The 15,909-nt window shown below is 61.0% G+C and carries 17 protein-coding genes and 1 tRNA gene; 5 read left to right on the plus strand and 13 right to left on the minus strand.

From position 1 onward, the window contains the following. Positions 1-50: 50 nt before the first annotated feature. Positions 51-374 carry a hypothetical protein gene (locus FGQ61_RS09660; protein ID WP_249360907.1) on the plus strand — a complete coding sequence of 108 codons (324 nt, stop codon included), beginning with the start codon at positions 51-53 and terminating at the stop codon, positions 372-374. Positions 375-378: 4 nt separating this feature from the next. On the opposite strand, the gene FGQ61_RS09740 is transcribed toward FGQ61_RS09660, so the two are convergent. The 4 genes from FGQ61_RS09740 to FGQ61_RS00700 all read right to left on the minus strand — a co-directional run bounded on the left by FGQ61_RS09740 (position 379) and on the right by FGQ61_RS00700 (position 3,562). Then, positions 379-498: an ATP-binding protein gene (locus FGQ61_RS09740; RefSeq protein ID WP_271737480.1), complete on the minus strand. Its 120-nt coding sequence runs from the start codon at positions 496-498 to the stop codon at positions 379-381. Further along, entirely contained in the window at positions 465-1,121 is a 657-nt protein-coding gene (locus tag FGQ61_RS00690; protein WP_271737481.1) for an ATP-binding protein, read from the minus strand. The genes FGQ61_RS09740 and FGQ61_RS00690 overlap by 34 nt, the downstream gene beginning before the upstream one ends. Positions 1,122-1,820: 699 nt before the next feature. Continuing rightward, a complete protein-coding gene (locus tag FGQ61_RS00695; protein WP_138374239.1) occupies positions 1,821-2,435 on the minus strand; it encodes a hypothetical protein in 615 nt (204 codons plus the stop codon). A gap of 500 nt (positions 2,436-2,935) precedes the next feature. Further along, entirely contained in the window at positions 2,936-3,562 is a 627-nt protein-coding gene (locus FGQ61_RS00700) for a DUF1648 domain-containing protein (protein ID WP_138374240.1), read from the minus strand. 301 nt (positions 3,563-3,863) lie between these two features. Here FGQ61_RS00700 and FGQ61_RS00705 point away from each other — a divergent pair, with 301 nt between their 5' ends. From FGQ61_RS00705 to FGQ61_RS00720, 4 genes are all read left to right on the plus strand, one after another. Further along, a complete protein-coding gene (locus FGQ61_RS00705) occupies positions 3,864-4,715 on the plus strand; it encodes a BspA family leucine-rich repeat surface protein (RefSeq protein WP_138374241.1) in 852 nt (283 codons plus the stop codon). Between the two features lie 529 nt (positions 4,716-5,244). Next, complete coding sequence (locus FGQ61_RS00710; RefSeq protein ID WP_138374242.1) at positions 5,245-5,466, plus strand: hypothetical protein; 222 nt, start codon at positions 5,245-5,247, stop codon at positions 5,464-5,466. Positions 5,467-6,101: 635 nt separating this feature from the next. Continuing rightward, a complete protein-coding gene (gene relB / locus FGQ61_RS00715; protein ID WP_055287387.1) occupies positions 6,102-6,353 on the plus strand; it encodes a type II toxin-antitoxin system RelB family antitoxin in 252 nt (83 codons plus the stop codon). Between the two features lie 287 nt (positions 6,354-6,640). Then, positions 6,641-7,591: a DUF6273 domain-containing protein gene (locus FGQ61_RS00720; protein WP_138374243.1), complete on the plus strand. Its 951-nt coding sequence runs from the start codon at positions 6,641-6,643 to the stop codon at positions 7,589-7,591. A 510-nt stretch (positions 7,592-8,101) separates the two neighbouring features. Here the strand turns inward: FGQ61_RS00720 and FGQ61_RS00725 are convergent. From FGQ61_RS00725 to der, 9 genes are all read right to left on the minus strand, one after another. After that, positions 8,102-8,178 (minus strand) — tRNA-Pro (locus FGQ61_RS00725). Between the two features lie 80 nt (positions 8,179-8,258). Then, positions 8,259-9,473 carry a bifunctional phosphopantothenoylcysteine decarboxylase/phosphopantothenate--cysteine ligase CoaBC gene (coaBC, locus tag FGQ61_RS00730; RefSeq protein WP_229025866.1) on the minus strand — a complete coding sequence of 405 codons (1,215 nt, stop codon included), beginning with the start codon at positions 9,471-9,473 and terminating at the stop codon, positions 8,259-8,261. Between the two features lie 2 nt (positions 9,474-9,475). Further along, entirely contained in the window at positions 9,476-10,195 is a 720-nt protein-coding gene (locus tag FGQ61_RS00735) for a zinc ribbon domain-containing protein (RefSeq protein ID WP_138374244.1), read from the minus strand. Further along, the gene (locus FGQ61_RS00740) at positions 10,192-11,001 is read right to left on the minus strand and encodes a Nif3-like dinuclear metal center hexameric protein (protein WP_138374245.1); all 810 of its coding nucleotides are present in this window, start codon (positions 10,999-11,001) and stop codon (positions 10,192-10,194) included. Before FGQ61_RS00740 ends, FGQ61_RS00735 begins: the two co-directional genes overlap by 4 nt. Further along, complete coding sequence (locus tag FGQ61_RS00745) at positions 10,998-12,176, minus strand: cysteine desulfurase family protein (protein WP_138374246.1); 1,179 nt, start codon at positions 12,174-12,176, stop codon at positions 10,998-11,000. The genes FGQ61_RS00740 and FGQ61_RS00745 overlap by 4 nt, the downstream gene beginning before the upstream one ends. Before the next feature lie 6 nt (positions 12,177-12,182). Next, positions 12,183-12,854, minus strand: coding sequence for a ribulose-phosphate 3-epimerase (gene rpe / locus FGQ61_RS00750; protein WP_138112589.1), 672 nt, complete (start codon positions 12,852-12,854; stop codon positions 12,183-12,185). A gap of 18 nt (positions 12,855-12,872) precedes the next feature. Continuing rightward, entirely contained in the window at positions 12,873-13,880 is a 1,008-nt protein-coding gene (locus FGQ61_RS00755) for an NAD(P)H-dependent glycerol-3-phosphate dehydrogenase (protein WP_138374247.1), read from the minus strand. A 9-nt stretch (positions 13,881-13,889) separates the two neighbouring features. Beyond that, entirely contained in the window at positions 13,890-14,573 is a 684-nt protein-coding gene (plsY, locus tag FGQ61_RS00760) for a glycerol-3-phosphate 1-O-acyltransferase PlsY (protein ID WP_138374248.1), read from the minus strand. Then, entirely contained in the window at positions 14,566-15,900 is a 1,335-nt protein-coding gene (gene der, locus FGQ61_RS00765; RefSeq protein WP_099431760.1) for a ribosome biogenesis GTPase Der, read from the minus strand. The genes plsY and der overlap by 8 nt, the downstream gene beginning before the upstream one ends. Between the last annotated feature and the right edge of the window lie 9 nt (positions 15,901-15,909).

The following is a 15,909-nucleotide window of genomic DNA, read 5'->3' on the forward strand; positions in this document are numbered from 1 at the left end:
CGAGGGCCTACGGCAGGCTCACCAGGCACGAGCGGGACACGGTCCAGAGGATGCTGGAGCGCAGGGCCTCGTGCAGGGAGATCGCCAGGGAGCTGTGCAGGTCGCCCTCGGCGGTGAGCGCCGAGGTGGCGTCGCACAGGTTCGTGACGGCGCCGAAGTCCAGGCGCGGCGAGCGCGTCGACGGCTCGGCCGACCTGTCGGCGGCCTGCCCGCGCCTGGCGGCGTGGCCGCGCTGCTGCAACGGGTGCGGCCGGTACCGTGCGATCGGCTGCAAGCGCCGCCCGCACGTATTCTGTGTTTCGTCAAGAGGATTTGAGCAAAAAGAGCATCGGAAATTGAGCAGTCGCAGCATCGGAAGCGCGCACGCTTTTTGAGCGGCTAGCCCTCCTGCATGAGGGCATGGCGGACGCGGTAGGACTCGCCGCGGAACTGGACGAGCCTCCCGTGGTGGACGATGCGGTCGATCAGGGCGGCGGCCATCTGGTCGTCCCCGAACACCGCCCACACCTGCTGAACTCCAGGTTCGTGGTGAATACCACCGACTGCCTCTCGTATGCGTCGGCGAGGACCTGGAAGAGCAGCCTCGCCCCGTCCGCGTCGAGCGGGAGAAACCCGAGCTCGTCGATGACGAGCAGGCGGGCCTTGCCGATGATTGCGGCCTCCCGGTCGAGCCTCCCGTCGTCGCGGGCGCGCCTCAGGCGCATCACGAGCGAGGACGCCGTGAAGAAGCGCGCCTCGAGCCTCCTCTCGCACGCCAGCGCGCAGAGGGCCGACGCCATGTGCGTCTTGCCGGTGCCGACGTCGCCCATGAGCACGAGGTCCTCCCTGCGCTCGACGAAGTCGAGCGCGAGCAGCGACTCGCGCCCCATGCCCTCCGGCCACGACACGGCCGACCAGTCGTAGCCGTCGAAGGTCTTGGGCGCCGGCAGCGCGCAGCGCCTGAGCAGCGTCGCGCGCTTCGAGGCCTCGCGGCTGGACCTCTCCGCCTCGAGGTAGCCCGCCAGGTACTCCACCTGCTTCGGGGTGCCGAGCCTCGACCACTCCTCCAGGACGGCGGTGGTGAGCGAGCACGACCGCCCGGCCTCCACGACCCTGCGGGCCAGCTCCTCGCTAGCTGCCATCGGCGACCGCCCCCTTCAGGAACCCGTCGTAGACCGACAGGTCGGCCCCGCCGGCCCCGCCGAGAGGGCGCGCGCAGAGAGGGGCGATGCCCCGCTGGCCTAGCCTAAGGGCGAAAATGGAATAGACGGACCGACCGTCCGGCTGAGTCTGGGAAGAGGTGCCGGGCGGCGGGCGGAGCATGGCCACCGGACCCATCGAAACACATCTCCACCGTTCCTTCAACTGGGAAAACGACGCCCCGTGGCCTGAATGGGGCCTCGGGGGCGTTCGGCTAACTGCGGGAACGGCCTATCCGCTCAATGTGTTCGGCTGAGATCGGAAATCAACCATATTATGGGCACAGTCGGCAATTGGGTTGGATAGCCTCGCACCAGAGGAATCAACATGAGTACAAGTAGCTACAAACCGCAAAAAGGCCGTGGCCTCCCGTGGCCTTTAGACACGGACGCTCCATCGGTTGCCGATCAGGCCGAGACGCCTAGCGAGATGGAGGCGGCGCTTGACGTTCGACAGGATGAGATTGCAAAGAGCGAGATCCTGAGTGGAATCAACAGGCCATCCTACGACTCATTATTTGCGGTCGCGAAGAATCGCGTCCAGCTTGCGATTCTGATCATGATTTGCTCCTTCCAGACGTCCAAAGGGCCTAATAGGAAGGATGCCAACGGAAAAGAACTTACAAAAGGTCTTTTCATGCGTCAGGACAAGCTCGAAAAAAAGTCTGTTCGACTCAACCGACTGTATCGAAAGCTCTGGGCGAGCTGGCTCATCGAGGCATCATCATGAAGACCGATGGGGTGTGGGTCATCGTTTGGGCTCAGCTCGATATTCAAGCGCGTGAGGCCGGATGAGATCCGCGCGCGGACGCGGGCGGCGAGGTCGGATGTGAAAGCCGGACCGCAGAGGTATCGAGCGCACGCGGCTAGGGCCTCGAGGGCGCCTGGCGGGTAGGGAGATCCGAGCATGAGGCAGGACAACGCGCAGGCCCGCGAAAGGTTCACGAGCTCCCCCGCGACGCGGCAGACCCTCGGCTGCCCCTCGTAAAGGATGCAGAAGACACGGTCGAGGTCCGACGGTTCGACCAGGCTGTACCGGCAGTCCGCGTACAGTGCGCAGCCCCTCCCGCGCGGGTCGCCGTCCGAGTCCTCATCCGGCTCATGATGGCGCACCTCGACCCAAAGGCCCTCCAACACATCGTCGAACCCGAAATCGAGCTCCGCCTGGACGCTCTCGCCGAACGCATCGCCCAGGGCGAGCTTCGGCACCTTCGTCACACGGCCGTCCAGCCACTCAATCTCTGTCATCGCGCGCATGGTCCAAGCCCCTTCCGACACGGGATTGTCAGCTCAACCCGACCCTTACCCATACGGACGAACATAACTCGCCAGGGGAAGCCCCTGAAGGCCGTGCGCCACAACATGAGGCCGAATCCGCCCCCGGCTGGACAGGCCAACAACGAAGGAGCACACGGAACCGGCGCGGCGTTACAACCGTCCCGGCAAGCGTGTCACTTGGCCAAGTCATGATGCCGACAAACCCGGAAATGCTCCAACGGAGCGCCGAACGAGCGTAACAATACAAAGCCGTGCAACACGTGTTGGACGACCGGAACATCCCAAACAAAGGCCTGTAGGTCCCACCTTCAAGCCCAATAGCAAAATGTGCATCAGCGGATTTGCAGCGATACAAGTCTCAACCGTCACCATCACGCCGCAGCGCGCCTAGTCCCACTCATCCTACTGCAAATGTCCCAGAACGAGAAAACGACCAGCTTAACATGCCAACCTTTATATCCGCACGCGCGTAATTCAACTCATAAGGACCGGCTATCCCTTACCTGTGACACAATCTCAAACGCACAGAACAGAATCATCAGTCCAATCATCGTATAAGAGGCAGCCGAACCTTCAAGCACTATTCCACAAAGAACAATCTCCGCGCAGCCAATAAGAACCGTTATCAGGCGCTCTGCCTTTTTGCTCTCGCCGCTCGCATAAAAAGGCGGCAAAGCGCACAAGATCACATATAGCCCGGGAAGGAAATACAGGATCGATAGTCCAAGTCCCCCATCAACCGCAGTGCTTTGCGTAAGAATCAACTGAACCCAAACGGCAATTATCACTGAGCAGGTTGTCGATAAAAGAAGACTAGAAATATAGCACGCAACAAAGTCCCGTCGCATTCGAGCAGAGAAATCCGCGAACTCTCTTCGCCGCGTGGAAACAATAAGGTACACAGAAATTGCAATAGAACCAATCAGAGAAAACAGCGGAACAACCAGCAATTCAAGCTTATTACCCCATCGATCAACCACACCCCCACTCCAATGAGCGGGAATTGTATCAGGGAGGACTGACCAAGCCGCCCATAGAATCAGAAATGGAAGAATAGAGAGGATGAAAGATGATAACACTGCAGTAGTTTTTTTTGAGGCTCTCATCGATTCCGCATCTCCTTGCGCGCCCACATTCCACTCCGCCTTAAATCAAGTATACGTTTTGGAACGGGATGTCACTCCGAACGCCTTACCCTCTTAGTGTGAATGCCGCTGCGGCATTGTTGACTCATCCTTAGTAATCGCGTCTATCCTCTGCAGCATCAGCCAAAGCAATCCGAGAGGAGCCGCACATGCATGCAGCGGAAATTCCTTTCGGGGGGGGGTATCTCCCAGATTTACCCGCCGCCCGAAGGGGCAGTCGACAGTCGAGTACGTACTGATCATCGCGATCATCGTCCTGGTGGTGCTGATCGCGGGACCGTGGGTCTCGTCGGCGATCACAAACCAGTTCAACACGGTGGCGGGGACGCTCGGCAACGGAATCTCAAAGGGGAGCTGGGAGTCGGGCGGCACGGGCGGCGGCAACGGGTCGTTGACCGACGCCGACATCGTGGACCCCGTTCACGGGATAGCGTTCGCCGTGTACTCGGAGGACGACCACAGCCTCATGTTCTACAAGCGCCGCGGGGTCCCCAGAGTCGGTGACATGCTCAACAGCCGCCGCGTGACGGCGGTGTATACGGGGTTCGAAAATGGATACGCCACCGCGACCGTGGGAAACGACGGCAAGACGACTGCCCCCTGGTGGCCTAACAGAAATAATATCGTGGCCGTAAAGGCCATTGACGATGGCATAGAAATCCACTCGTTGGCATTTTGCTTTCAGTACATGGAGAACTGCAAGAGCTTTGATCTGGCAAAGTTCGACATGTCGAACTGCACAAATCTGCAGCACGCATTCGCGTATTGCGGCAATGCGACTTCCTTCAGTATTTCAAGCTGGGATACGTCCTCGGTCGTCGAATTCGACTCGGCGCTCAAAAACCTTTACAAGGTCGAGGAGATTGACATCTCCGGATGGTCGACGCGGAAAGCCGGCGATTTACGTCTCCTTTTTTCCACCGACAGTTCGCTGAAAAGCGTGAAATTTGGACCAGGGTGGAAGACCTCAGATGTTATGGATATGCTCGGCATGTTTAGCTATTGCAAAAATCTAAACCTCGACTGTTCCGATTGGAATGTCCCAACCTATGCCAATCATAGTGACTTCAATCACTGCGCCCCCGGCGTTATCCTCCCGAAGGCGTGGCAGTAGGTCTGAAGAAACAAAACGGCAAGCAGTTTATGTGGCGCGGGCACCCGTGCCGCCGTTGCCTCAGCGACACGTTACGGGCTAGTCGGTTCGATTTAACGTACGCTCTGCATGCAATATCAATCCCCATGCGAAGGGAGTGTCGCATATGCATGCAGCGGCAATTAACCTTCGGGGGGCGGGTATCTCCTAGGAATACCCGCCTCCGAGGCCAAGGAGCCATCGAGTACGTTCTGGTCATCGCGATTATCGTCCTGGTTGTGATGATAGCCGGCCCTTGGGTCTCGTCGGCAATCAGGAACCAGTTCAACACGGTGGCGGGAGTATTGGTAAACGGGACAGCAGGTGGGACTTGGGAACCGAGCGGTTCCGGCAGCGGTAACGGCGCGGGTTCCGCGACCGTCCAGGCGGCGCTCGCCAAGGACGCGAAGGACACGCGAAGGACTGGACCCTCGGTGAGCAGAAGGCAGTTGCCGAGGACATCGCCGCCAAGGGCGAGGCGTCGCCCGCCTACGCCAAGGCGAAGGCCGCGATGGATGCCGACACCGAGTTCTCGATGAAGCTCACCGATGGCAAGACGCTGACTTACCGCATTATCGGCATCAATCATGATGACCCTGCAGGCGGATCCGGCAAGGCGGGCCTCACGTTCCTCACCACCACGACGGGCATTTGGTCCCCCATGAACGCGATTGACACCAACGCCGGCGGTTGGGAGAAGTCTGAACTCCGTCAGAAAATGAACTCCGGCTAGATCTGGAATCTGATGCCCTCCGATTTCCAGTCCAAGGTGAAGGCCGTCAAAAAGCTATCGAACAATGTCGGGGGCGGTGATGAGAACAAGAACGCCGCCGTGACGGCTACCTCGGACAAGCTGTTCCTGCTCAGCTACTCTGAGATCGCCCCCCACCTCCTATTGGGCATTCTATCCCTGGACTTCCTCCGAGGGCACCCAGTACGAGGCCTTCAAAGGCAAGGTGACGGAGAACTATAATCCCAACTCTGCCATTGCCATTGGCAGCGGTTGGTGGGAGCGTTCGGTGTTTCCGAACGCCTCGAAGGGCTTCCTCCATGTCGACAGCAGCGGCAATCCGTCGGACAGCAACTCCGCGCCGGGCTGGTTTTGCGTCTCCCCCGCCTGGTGCTTCTAGCTTGTCTAGCGCAAAGCCCGCGTTACCCCGCGCGTGCTTTCTTTTGGCGACCGAACGAACGGCTTCAGGTTCATGGCACGGGTAGTCGGATTGAAGAGAAATGGGGTCATACAGCGGCTCTCAGAGCGCCTGCCGCACTCCCCCGCCATTACCTCTGCTGCGTCCTCGTATAGAGTCCATCCTGCTTGGTGTTTCGAGTTCGGGGCGTATACGGTGGGTGGATAATGGATTCACTTCGATGACGGCGTTTACGGGAGCGACCATGGCGATGCGCGAGATCGCGGTCAAGTTCGATGAGGGCGAAATGGCCTTGATTCAGGGCCATGCGGACGCCACGGGCATGACCTTTTCCGAGTTCGTGAGAAGGGCCGCGTTCGAGAAGGCTGAGGACATGGCGGACATCGAGGCCTACAACGAGGCTTTGGACGGGGACGGCGGCACTCGCTACCCGATGGAAGAGGTCGTGCGCATGGCGGTGGAGGCTGAGTGATTGTCCACACGCGTTGTCTGTCTCGGCTCTAAAGGCTTCTCTTGGGCGGGGTTCGGCTTATAGCCGGGTCCCGCTTTTTTGCGGCTTTCAGTTGTCTTTCTGAAGGTATGAAATGGCTGCCTCGATATGAATACGGTCGGCATTCGAAGCGGACGTTATAGCCGCGCTAATAGCGCATGACTTTCTCCCCTGCCGTCATCGTTGCCGCAGCGGCAAGACCGTTGCAAATACTTGGAATAGCCCTACGCTCGGCTCGTATTGCAAACCCCGAGTGAAGGGAGCCGTATATGCATGCAGCGGCAATTAACCTTCGGGGGGGGGTCGCTCCTGAAACGACCCGCTTCCGAGGGCAATCAATTATCGAGTACGTCCTGATCATTGCCGTCATCGGCCTGGTCATCGTGTTCGCGGGACCCGGCGTGGCCGGAGCCATCCGAAACCAGTCCAACCTGGTCGGCAACACGGTGAACAATGGAACGGTCGGCGGCGTCGAGGGAGGCGCGTCCGGTGGCGGCTCCGCAGGCGCCGATTCCGCGGCCGTCCAGGTGGCCATCGCCAAGGACGCGAAGGACTGGACCCTCGACGAGCAGGAGGCGGTTGCCAAAGACATTGCCAAGAACGGTACATCGTCTATCGCCTACGCCAAGGCCAAGGCCGCCATGGATGCCGGCACCAAGTTCTCGATGAAGCTGACCAATGGCAAGACGCTCGAGTACCGTATCATCGGCATCAACCACGACGACTTGGCCGATGGTAGCGGCATGGCAGGCTTGACGTTCGAGGCGACCAACTCTGCCTTGGGTAGCCAGAGAATGAACGCTACGGACACCAATGCCGGTGGTTGGGATAAGTCCGAGCTCCGTACCCGCCTCAGCAGCGGTGACCTCTGGTTGCTCCTGCCCAGCGAGCTCCAGTCAAAGGTGAAACCCGTCACAAAGACAACCGATAACGTTGGCGGTAACGGGGGCGGTGCCCCCTCGGCGACGACCGACAAGGTTTTTCTGCTCTCGGCAACCGAAGTATACGGGGATATGCAATCTGACGGCATCCAGTACGAGTGCTACAAATCCAAGGGCGTGACGAGGTCGAACTATTCCGGTGCATCAGGCTATAGCCACTGGACTCGTTCCGTGAGACCGCGCAGCTCCACATCCTTTCGCTATGTTCAAAGCGGCGGTATTTGCTACAGCTACAGCGCGACGGACTCGTTTTATGTCCTCCCCGCTTTCTGCTTCTGATCTCTTTCATCGCAAAGCCCTCGCAATCCTGCGAGGGCTTTTCTTTTGGCGATTACTCAAACAATTCGAGGTTCATTGTACAGGTAATCGGGTTGAGGAGAAATGGGGGCATACAGCGGCTCTCAGAGCGCCTGCCGCACTTCCCCGCCATTACCTTTGCGGCATCCTCGTATGGAGTCCATCCTGGTTGGCGTTTTGTTGTAACCGCTCACTTGTCCACAGATCAAGTGAACTGCTGGAATAAATACAGCGACACACTAGTTCGTTACAGTCGCCATATCTGCGTAAATCGCCGCGATAAATACAGCCTGTACTCGTCTGTATACCAGCTACGCGTATGTAGATTCATGTCGCGTTAATAAATCGGCTCAAGCGCGTGCAAAACGCGCAAGTAACCGCAAAAAGCGATTATCGCGCAGGTAGTTTTTTGGCACCCTGTTGCTTAATCAAAATTAAGCAATTGCTTAAAACAAAAAAGGTCAGGCACTAGGTGCCTGACCTGCAAACTTCTGGTCGGGACGACTGGATTCGAACCAGCGACCCCTTGACCCCCAGTCAAGTGCGCTACCAAGCTGCGCCACGTCCCGAAGCTTATGTTTGTTGCTCTGCTCTCGCTTGCAACAGGGAGTATATTAACCCGAAACTTTAGACTTGTGCAAGAACTTTTTTATAAATTTTGAAGCAAGTCCAAAATTGTATCTGCGAGCTGGGGTTTTGTTAGCACGGGAAGTTCTTGCGTACCCGTTGTGCTCACAATCCAGGCCTTGTTAGTGTCGGTTCCAAAGCCCGAATCGGCGCGCGAGACATCGTTGGCGATAATGGCATCGCAGCCCTTGCGGGCCAATTTGCGCTCGGCGTACTCGACAACGTTATCGGTCTCGGCCGCAAATCCGATTACGCACCGCTTGCCCTTCTGGCGCGAGAGCTCGGCCAAAATATCGACCGTTTCGACAAGCTCGATGCGATCCAGGCGTTCGTTGGCCTTTTTGAGCTTATGGTCCGCAGGGGTGGCGGGGGTATAGTCGGCGACGGCGGCCGCACAAATTGCCGCATCGGCCGTCTGGAAGGCGCTGAGCGCTACCTGCAGCATTTCAGCGGCGGTCTGCACGCGCACGCACTCCACGCCGCGGGGGACATCGAGCGATGTCGGTCCCAGCACAAGCTTGACCGCAGCACCGCGGCGAGCGGCCTCCCCTGCCAGGGCGATGCCCATCTTGCCTGATGAGCGGTTGCCAATGAATCGCACCGGGTCGATTGGTTCGTGCGTGGGGCCGGCAGTGATGACGACGCGCTTGCCTGCCAGGTACTGAGGCACGGGTTTGAGCACCTCACAGACAGCCTCGACGATGTCCTCGGGCTCGCTCATGCGTCCCGTGTCCACGTCGCCGCAGGCAAGGTAGCCGCTGCCGGGTCCCACAACATGGACACCGCGCTCGCGCAGCGTGGCCATGTTGGCCTGCGTCGCCGGCGCCTTCCACATGCCGTTGTTCATAGCGGGTGCGATCACGATGGGTCGCGGCGTCGCAAGCAGCGTGGTGGAAATAAGGTCATCGGCGATGCCGTTGGCCATCTTGGCGATGATATTGGCCGTCGCGGGCGCCACGACCACCAGATCGGGCTCCTGCGCAAGCGAGATATGGTGGATGGGGTCAGACGGGTCGTCGAATAGCCCAACCGCGACCGGCTCATTGGTGAGCGCGCGGAACGTGAGCGGGCCCACGAACTCCGTGGCATGCTCGCTCATAACGACTTTGACACGTGCGCCGCGCTTTTGCAGCAGGCGCACGATATTGCACGACTTATAGGCGGCGATCCCGCCGGTAATGCCCAGCAGGATCGTTTTTCCCTCAAGTTGCATTGAATTGTTGGATGCCGCCGTCATCGCTAGGCTTCCTTGCTCGGGAGCACCAGGAGGCGGTGGCAGTACGGGCAGTGCGTAATTGACCTACCGTCGTGGTTGAGGTCGCTTATGGACGATGCCTGCAGCGCGGTGTGGCAGACCGTGGGGATGTTGCCCTGGATGGTCTCGACGGCCAAGCCGCGGAACTGCTTGAGCAGACGCTCGTAGTCGGTGAGCACGTCGGCCGGCAGCGTGGCGGCAAGAGCGGTGCGCTCCTTAGTGGCGGCTTCGATCTGAGCCTGCAGGTCGGCAGCCTTGGCGCGGGCGGCGTTGGTATCGGCCTTCACGCCCTCCTCGAACTTGGCGATGATGGCCTGCGCGCGGGTCTCGCGGTCGAGCGCCTCCTTATGGGCGACAACGACATCCTTGCGGGTGTGCTCAATCTTGTCCAGGCGCTTGGCCAGGGTGGCGAGCTCGTTTTCCAGGTCCTGTACCTCGCGGTAGTCGGAGCCGTCAACGTGGCGCTTCTTAGCTGCCTCGATGGCGTTATTGGTCTGGATCTCGGTGGTGTTGAGATCGTCGAGCTCAATGTCCAGATCCTTGCGCTGGGCGTAGAGCTTGGTCATCTCGGACTTGAGCTTCACATAGGTCTTGCGCTTGGAAGCGAGCTCCTTGAGCTCCGGCATATTGGCAAGTTCGCTCTTGTTGCGGGCGAGCTCCAAATCGATCTGTTGCAGCTTGAGTAGCGTAGCGCCGGCGCTCATAAGTTCTCTCCTTTTGTCACAGTCCACCATTGGCAAGGGTTCTGTATTTTAATCGCATGACGGGGGTTGACCCCGGCGTCAACTGCAGAGTTCATCAATATATCAACGAACGGCTCCTCGGAGCGGTCGTGGCCGAGCAAGATGACGCCCAGACCGCGCAGAGCGAGGTCCTGCGCCACGTGATAGCCCGCCTCGCCCGTCACGACAACGTCCGCGCCCGCGGCGATGGCGAGCTCTCCAAAGTCGCCCAGGGAGCCGCCCAAAATGGCGACGGTGCGGCACGGGCGATCGGCTTCGCCCCACACACGCGGGTCGCTGCCGAAGGCCGTGGCAGCACGGGTGGCAAGATCGCGCAGCGTGCACGGGTCGTTGAGCGTTGCAAGCGCGCCCAGGCCGGTTGCCTCGGGGTCGTCCACGTGCTCCAGTGAGCTCACGAGTGCGGCACCCAGCAGCTTGCTCAGGCAGACACGGGCTTCGTTCGAGCGGTCCAGGTTGGTGTGGAGCGATATGATGCTCACGCCGCAACGGGCCGCCTCATAGAGTGCCGCGCTGCACTGGGGGCGAGTGGCATCCGCTGGACAAAACGCCTCGGGCGCCTTGATATAGACAGGATGATGCGTCAGCAGCACGTTGACACCGGCCTCGAAAGCACGGTGCACATTGGCTTCGGTCGCATCGAGTGCGCAGGCCACGCCGGCAATCTCGGTGGCAGGGTCGCCCACGGATAAGCCTACGTGGTCCCAGGGCTCGGCGTCCGTCTTTGGATAGCGTGCCAGCAGAGCGCGCTCGAGCTCGGCGACGATCATGCGGCACCCACGATCGTCAGCAGCGCTTGGGCAAAGTCGTCCAGATCGGCTGGGTTCACGCGGTCATCGAACGAGATGCGAAGAGCGCCGAGAGCTTGCTCGCGACCGATGCCCATCGCGCTCAAAACGTGGCTGGGGTCCATACTGCCGCTCGAGCACGCCGAGCCTGCCGATACCTCAAAGCCGGCGGCGTCGAGCTTGATGATGAGCTCCTCGGAGTCCATGCCGTCAATGTAGATCGACACCATGCCGGGCAGACGATCGGCATGCGCATAGTCGCCCATGGTGGCGTGAATGCGCGGATGAGCCGTAAGCGTGGCGTAGAGCTTGTCGGAAAGAGCTTGCAGCGTCGTACGCTCCTGGGCCACGCGGGGCGCCAACGTGCGGGCGGCAGCGGCAAAGGCCAGCTGCGTGCGCAGGTCCTGCGTGCCGGCACGACGTCCGGCTTCCTGTCCACCGCCAAAGATGCGCGGACGCAGCGGCGTGCGGTTCTTAAGGTAGAGTGCGCCGGATGCCACGGGGCCGCCGATCTTGTGCGCGGCAACGGTCATAGCATCGACGCCCAGCTCGGCGGCATCGAGCGGAATGTGCAGATAGCCCTGGATGGCATCGGTGTGGAACAGAGCGCCCACGGTATGCGCGGCCGCGGTCAGCTCGCGGATGGGCTGCACCACGCCGGTCTCGTTGTTGGCAACCATGATGCTCACGAGCGCCACGTCGTCGCCGAGCAAGTCGCTCAGCGCGGCAGGCTCAATATAACCTGCACGGCAGGGCTGCACCAGGTCGACGGTAAAGCCGGCAGCACGCAGCAGCGGCAGGTTGTCCAGAATCGAATCGTGCTCGATGGCAGATACGATCACGCGGTTACGCTTGCGATCGCGCTGACGAGCGCCCTCGGCAAGACCGAGCAGCGCCAGCTGGTTGGCTTCGGTGCCGCCGTTGGTCAAAACAATCTCGGACGGGCGAACGCGCGCGCCAAAGCTGCGGGCAATCTCGCGACGCGCCACTTCCAGGCGTGCAGCGGCCTTGCGGCCGAGCGAATGCAGCGAGTTGGGGTTGACGCCGGCAAGCTCGCTGTCGTCGTACTCGCGCTGCGCAAGGCGCGCCTCGACGCGCATGGGCGTCGAGGCGGCATAGTCAAGATTCACGGGTATGCGGTTTTGACCTGCGGTCATAAGGTTTTATGCCTCCTGTGCGGCCTCGTTGCCCAGCTTCTGCAGCAGCGCAACCTCGGCAGCGGGATCTTCGGACTTAAATACGGCGGAACCTGCGACGAGCACGTTGGCGCCAGCCTTGACGACCTCGGCGATGTTCTTGGAAGAGATACCGCCATCGACCTCGATGAGAGGCGAAACGCCGTGACGCTCGCACATGGCCTTGAGCTCGTGCAGTTTGGCAATGGTGCCCGGGATAAAGCTCTGGCCGCCAAAGCCGGGGTTCACGCTCATGAGCAGCACCATATCGACGACGTCGATGATGCTCTCGAGTACGCACACGGGGGTGGCGGGGTTGAGCACCACGCCGGCCTTGATGCCGCGCTGCTGCAGATGCGTGAGCGTGCGGTGCAGGTGCGTGGAGGCCTCGTAGTGCACGGTGATCATGTCGGCACCGGCATCGGCGTACCAATCGACGGTCTCGTCGGGGTTCGACACCATCAGGTGCGCGTCGACCGGCACGTTGGTGGAGCGCTTGACGGCCTTAAGGATGTCAACGCCAAAGGTGAGGTTGCCGGTAAAGTGGCCGTCCATGACGTCGAAGTGCACGTAGTCGGCACCGGCGATCTTGTCGAGTTCGCCCTTGAGGTTGGCCATGTCGGCCGAAAGGACGGACGGAGCGATTTTGATGGAACCCATGGTAGTAGCCTTTCTGCGCTAGTCGGTGAGTCCGTAGAACTCTTGAGAGGGGACGCGGTCGGTGAGAATCTCGAGCGCCCTATCCAAAGTAACACCGTTGTAGAGCGTTTGCTCCACGGCAAAGGTGAGCGGAATGTCTACGCCCAGTGAGCGGGCAAGCTCGCTGACGCTGCGGGCCGCGACGGCGCCCTCGACCACCATATGCGTGCGCTCCTGATACTCGTCGAGCGACACGCCGTGGGCAAACTCGTAGCCAAAGGTGCGGTTGCGCGAATGCTCCGAAGTGCAGGTGGCAATGAGGTCGCCCATGCCGGCAAGGCCCATGCAGGTGATGGCCTGGCCGCCGCGGGCATGCACCAGACGGCTGATCTCGGCCAGACCTCGCGTCATGATAAGGGCGAGCGTGTTGTCGCCCGCGCCGGAGCCGGCGGAAATGCCACACACGATGGCGATGACGTTTTTCATGGCGCCGCAGACCTCGACGCCGGTCATGTCCTGCGTCAGGTAGATGCGGAAGGCCGTGGATAGGAGCAGGTCCTTAAAGGTCTCCCCTATCTGCGGGTCTTTGCTGGCGATGACGGCGGCAGAAAGCCCGCCGCGGCAGATCTCTTCGGCATGGTTGGGGCCCGAGAGTGCCGCCACACGCGCCTCGTTGCCGATCTCGCTGGCGATGACCTCGCTCATGAGCAGGCCGGACTCGGGCTCAATGCCTTTGGTGAGGCAGAGCACTGGGGTATCGGCGGCGATAAAGGGCGCGGCCTGGTGGCACACGCTGCGAAGGTGCGTCGAAGGAACGGCAAAGATGATGGCCTCGGCGCCGTCGAGCGCCTGCACGAGCTCGGTCGTGGCGACGGAGTTGCCGGGCAGCACGTAGTCCACAAGGTAGCGGGGGTTGCGGTGTTCGCCATTGATGCCGGCGGCCGTCTGCTCGCTATGGGCCCACATGGTCACGCGCTCGGCTCGCGCGGCGGCAAGGCCGGCGACGGCGGTTCCCCAGGAGCCAGAGCCAATCAGCGCAACATTCATGACTCTCTCCTACTTATCATCGGGTTCGGTGACGCGCTTGGTAAACGAGAGCTTGGACTCCTTACCGGTCATGAGCTTTTTGATGTTCGCGCGATGGGCCCACACCACGGTGATGCCGATCATCGCCATGCAAAACTTAAGTCCTAGGCTGCTGTACGGAAAGACCGCGCAGGCAGCGATGGGAAGGCTGATAGCCGCGGCAAGCGAGCCCACCGACACGAACTTGGTGATGGCGACGGCCACGATAAACATGCCCAGCAGCGACAGACCAATGGGCCAGTACCAGGCGAGAATGACGCCCAGACCAACTGCGATACCCTTGCCGCCATGGAAGTTAAGGTAGGGCGAGAAGATATGGCCCCACACGGCTGCCAGGCAGACGACGCCAAGCATCCAGTCGCCGGCGGCGCCGGGGGCCATGATGCTCACGGGGAAGCCATAGCCCACGCTCGCGATGAGCGGACGCGCGATAAGGACGCAGATGGCGCCCTTAAGGCAGTCGAGCAGCAGGGTGAGCGCGGCCACCTTGGGACCGGCCACACGCAGTGCGTTGGTGGTGCCGATGTTGCCGGAGCCCGCCTTGCGAATGTCCGTGTGGTTGAACACACGGCCCAGGATCAGACCAAACGGAACCGCCCCGATAAAGAACGAGACCACGGCGCAGATGGCGGTCAGAAGAATCGGATTATGCATCCTTTTGCTCCTTCTTCCTAAAGAAGAGTCGAATGGGCGTGCCGGCAAAGTCGAAGGTCGAGCGCATGCGGTTCTCCACGTAGCGCTGGTAGGTGTCGTTGACCAGGTCACTGTGGTTGACGAAGAACGTGAACGTCGGCGGGTTGACGCCCGTCTGGGTCACGTAGTGCATACGCAGGCGGCGCTTGCCGTCCACCACGGTATGACCGAACTCGCGCAGGTCGGTGAGGAACGTGTTGAGGCGCGAGGTGCTGATCTTTTGCGAGCGCGTCTTCTCGGCGGCGTCTACCATTGCCCAGATCTTCTCGACGCTGCGGCCGGTCAGGGCTGAGATGCGCAGGTACTGGGCCCAGGGAGCCATGACGCCCAGACGGCGGTCGACGGTCTCCATGCAGGCCTCGCGCTTGCGGTCATCGTCGAGCAGGTCCCACTTGTTGAGCAGCACCACGATGGCGCAGCCGCGCTCGATGGCAAGACCCATGACCTTCTGGTCCTGCTCCGTAACGCCCACGGAGGCGTCGACGACGAGCAGTGCCACGTCGGCGCGGTCGATGGCGCGCAGGCCGCGGACCATGGAGTAGTACTCGATGTTCTCGTACACAGTGCTCTTCTTGCGGATGCCCGCGGTATCGACCATGCGGTAGTGCTTACCGTTGCGCTCCACGACGGTGTCGATGGCGTCGCGCGTCGTGCCGGCAATGTTGGACACGATAGAGCGGTCGGCGCCTAGGATACGATTGAACAGCGATGACTTACCGGCATTGGGGCGGCCGATGATGGCTACGTTCAGCGCGTCGGGGAACTCATCGGCGACCTCGTCCTCTTCCTCCGGAAGCAGGGCCACGATGTCATCGAGCAGGTCGCCCGTACCGTGGCCATGCAGGGCCGAGAGCGGCGTGGGCTCGCCGATGCCGAGCGAATAGAACTCCCAGATGCTGTCGTTTTCGCGATCGGGGTTGTCGAGCTTGTTCACCAGCAGAAAGACCGGCTTGTCGCAGCGTTTGAGCATGCGGGCGACCGACTCGTCCTCCTCGGTGACGCCGGTGCGGCCGTCGACCACAAACAGGATGACGGCGGCTTCCTCGGCGGCGGCGAGGGCCTGGTCGCGGATGGACGTGGCAAAGACGTCATCGCTCTTGAGCGGCTCGATGCCGCCCGTGTCGACGATGGTGAACTCGCGGCCGTTCCAATCGGCCGTGTGATACGAGCGGTCGCGCGTGACGCCGCGAGACTCGTGGACGATGGCGTCCGAGGTCTGGGCCAGGCGGTTAACGAGCGTGGACTTGCCCACGTTGGGGCGTCCGACGACGGCGACGATAGGTTTCATCTGCTCTCC

It is taken from the genome of Collinsella aerofaciens (assembly GCF_005844325.1).
GTDB lineage: Bacteria > Actinomycetota > Coriobacteriia > Coriobacteriales > Coriobacteriaceae > Collinsella > Collinsella aerofaciens_G.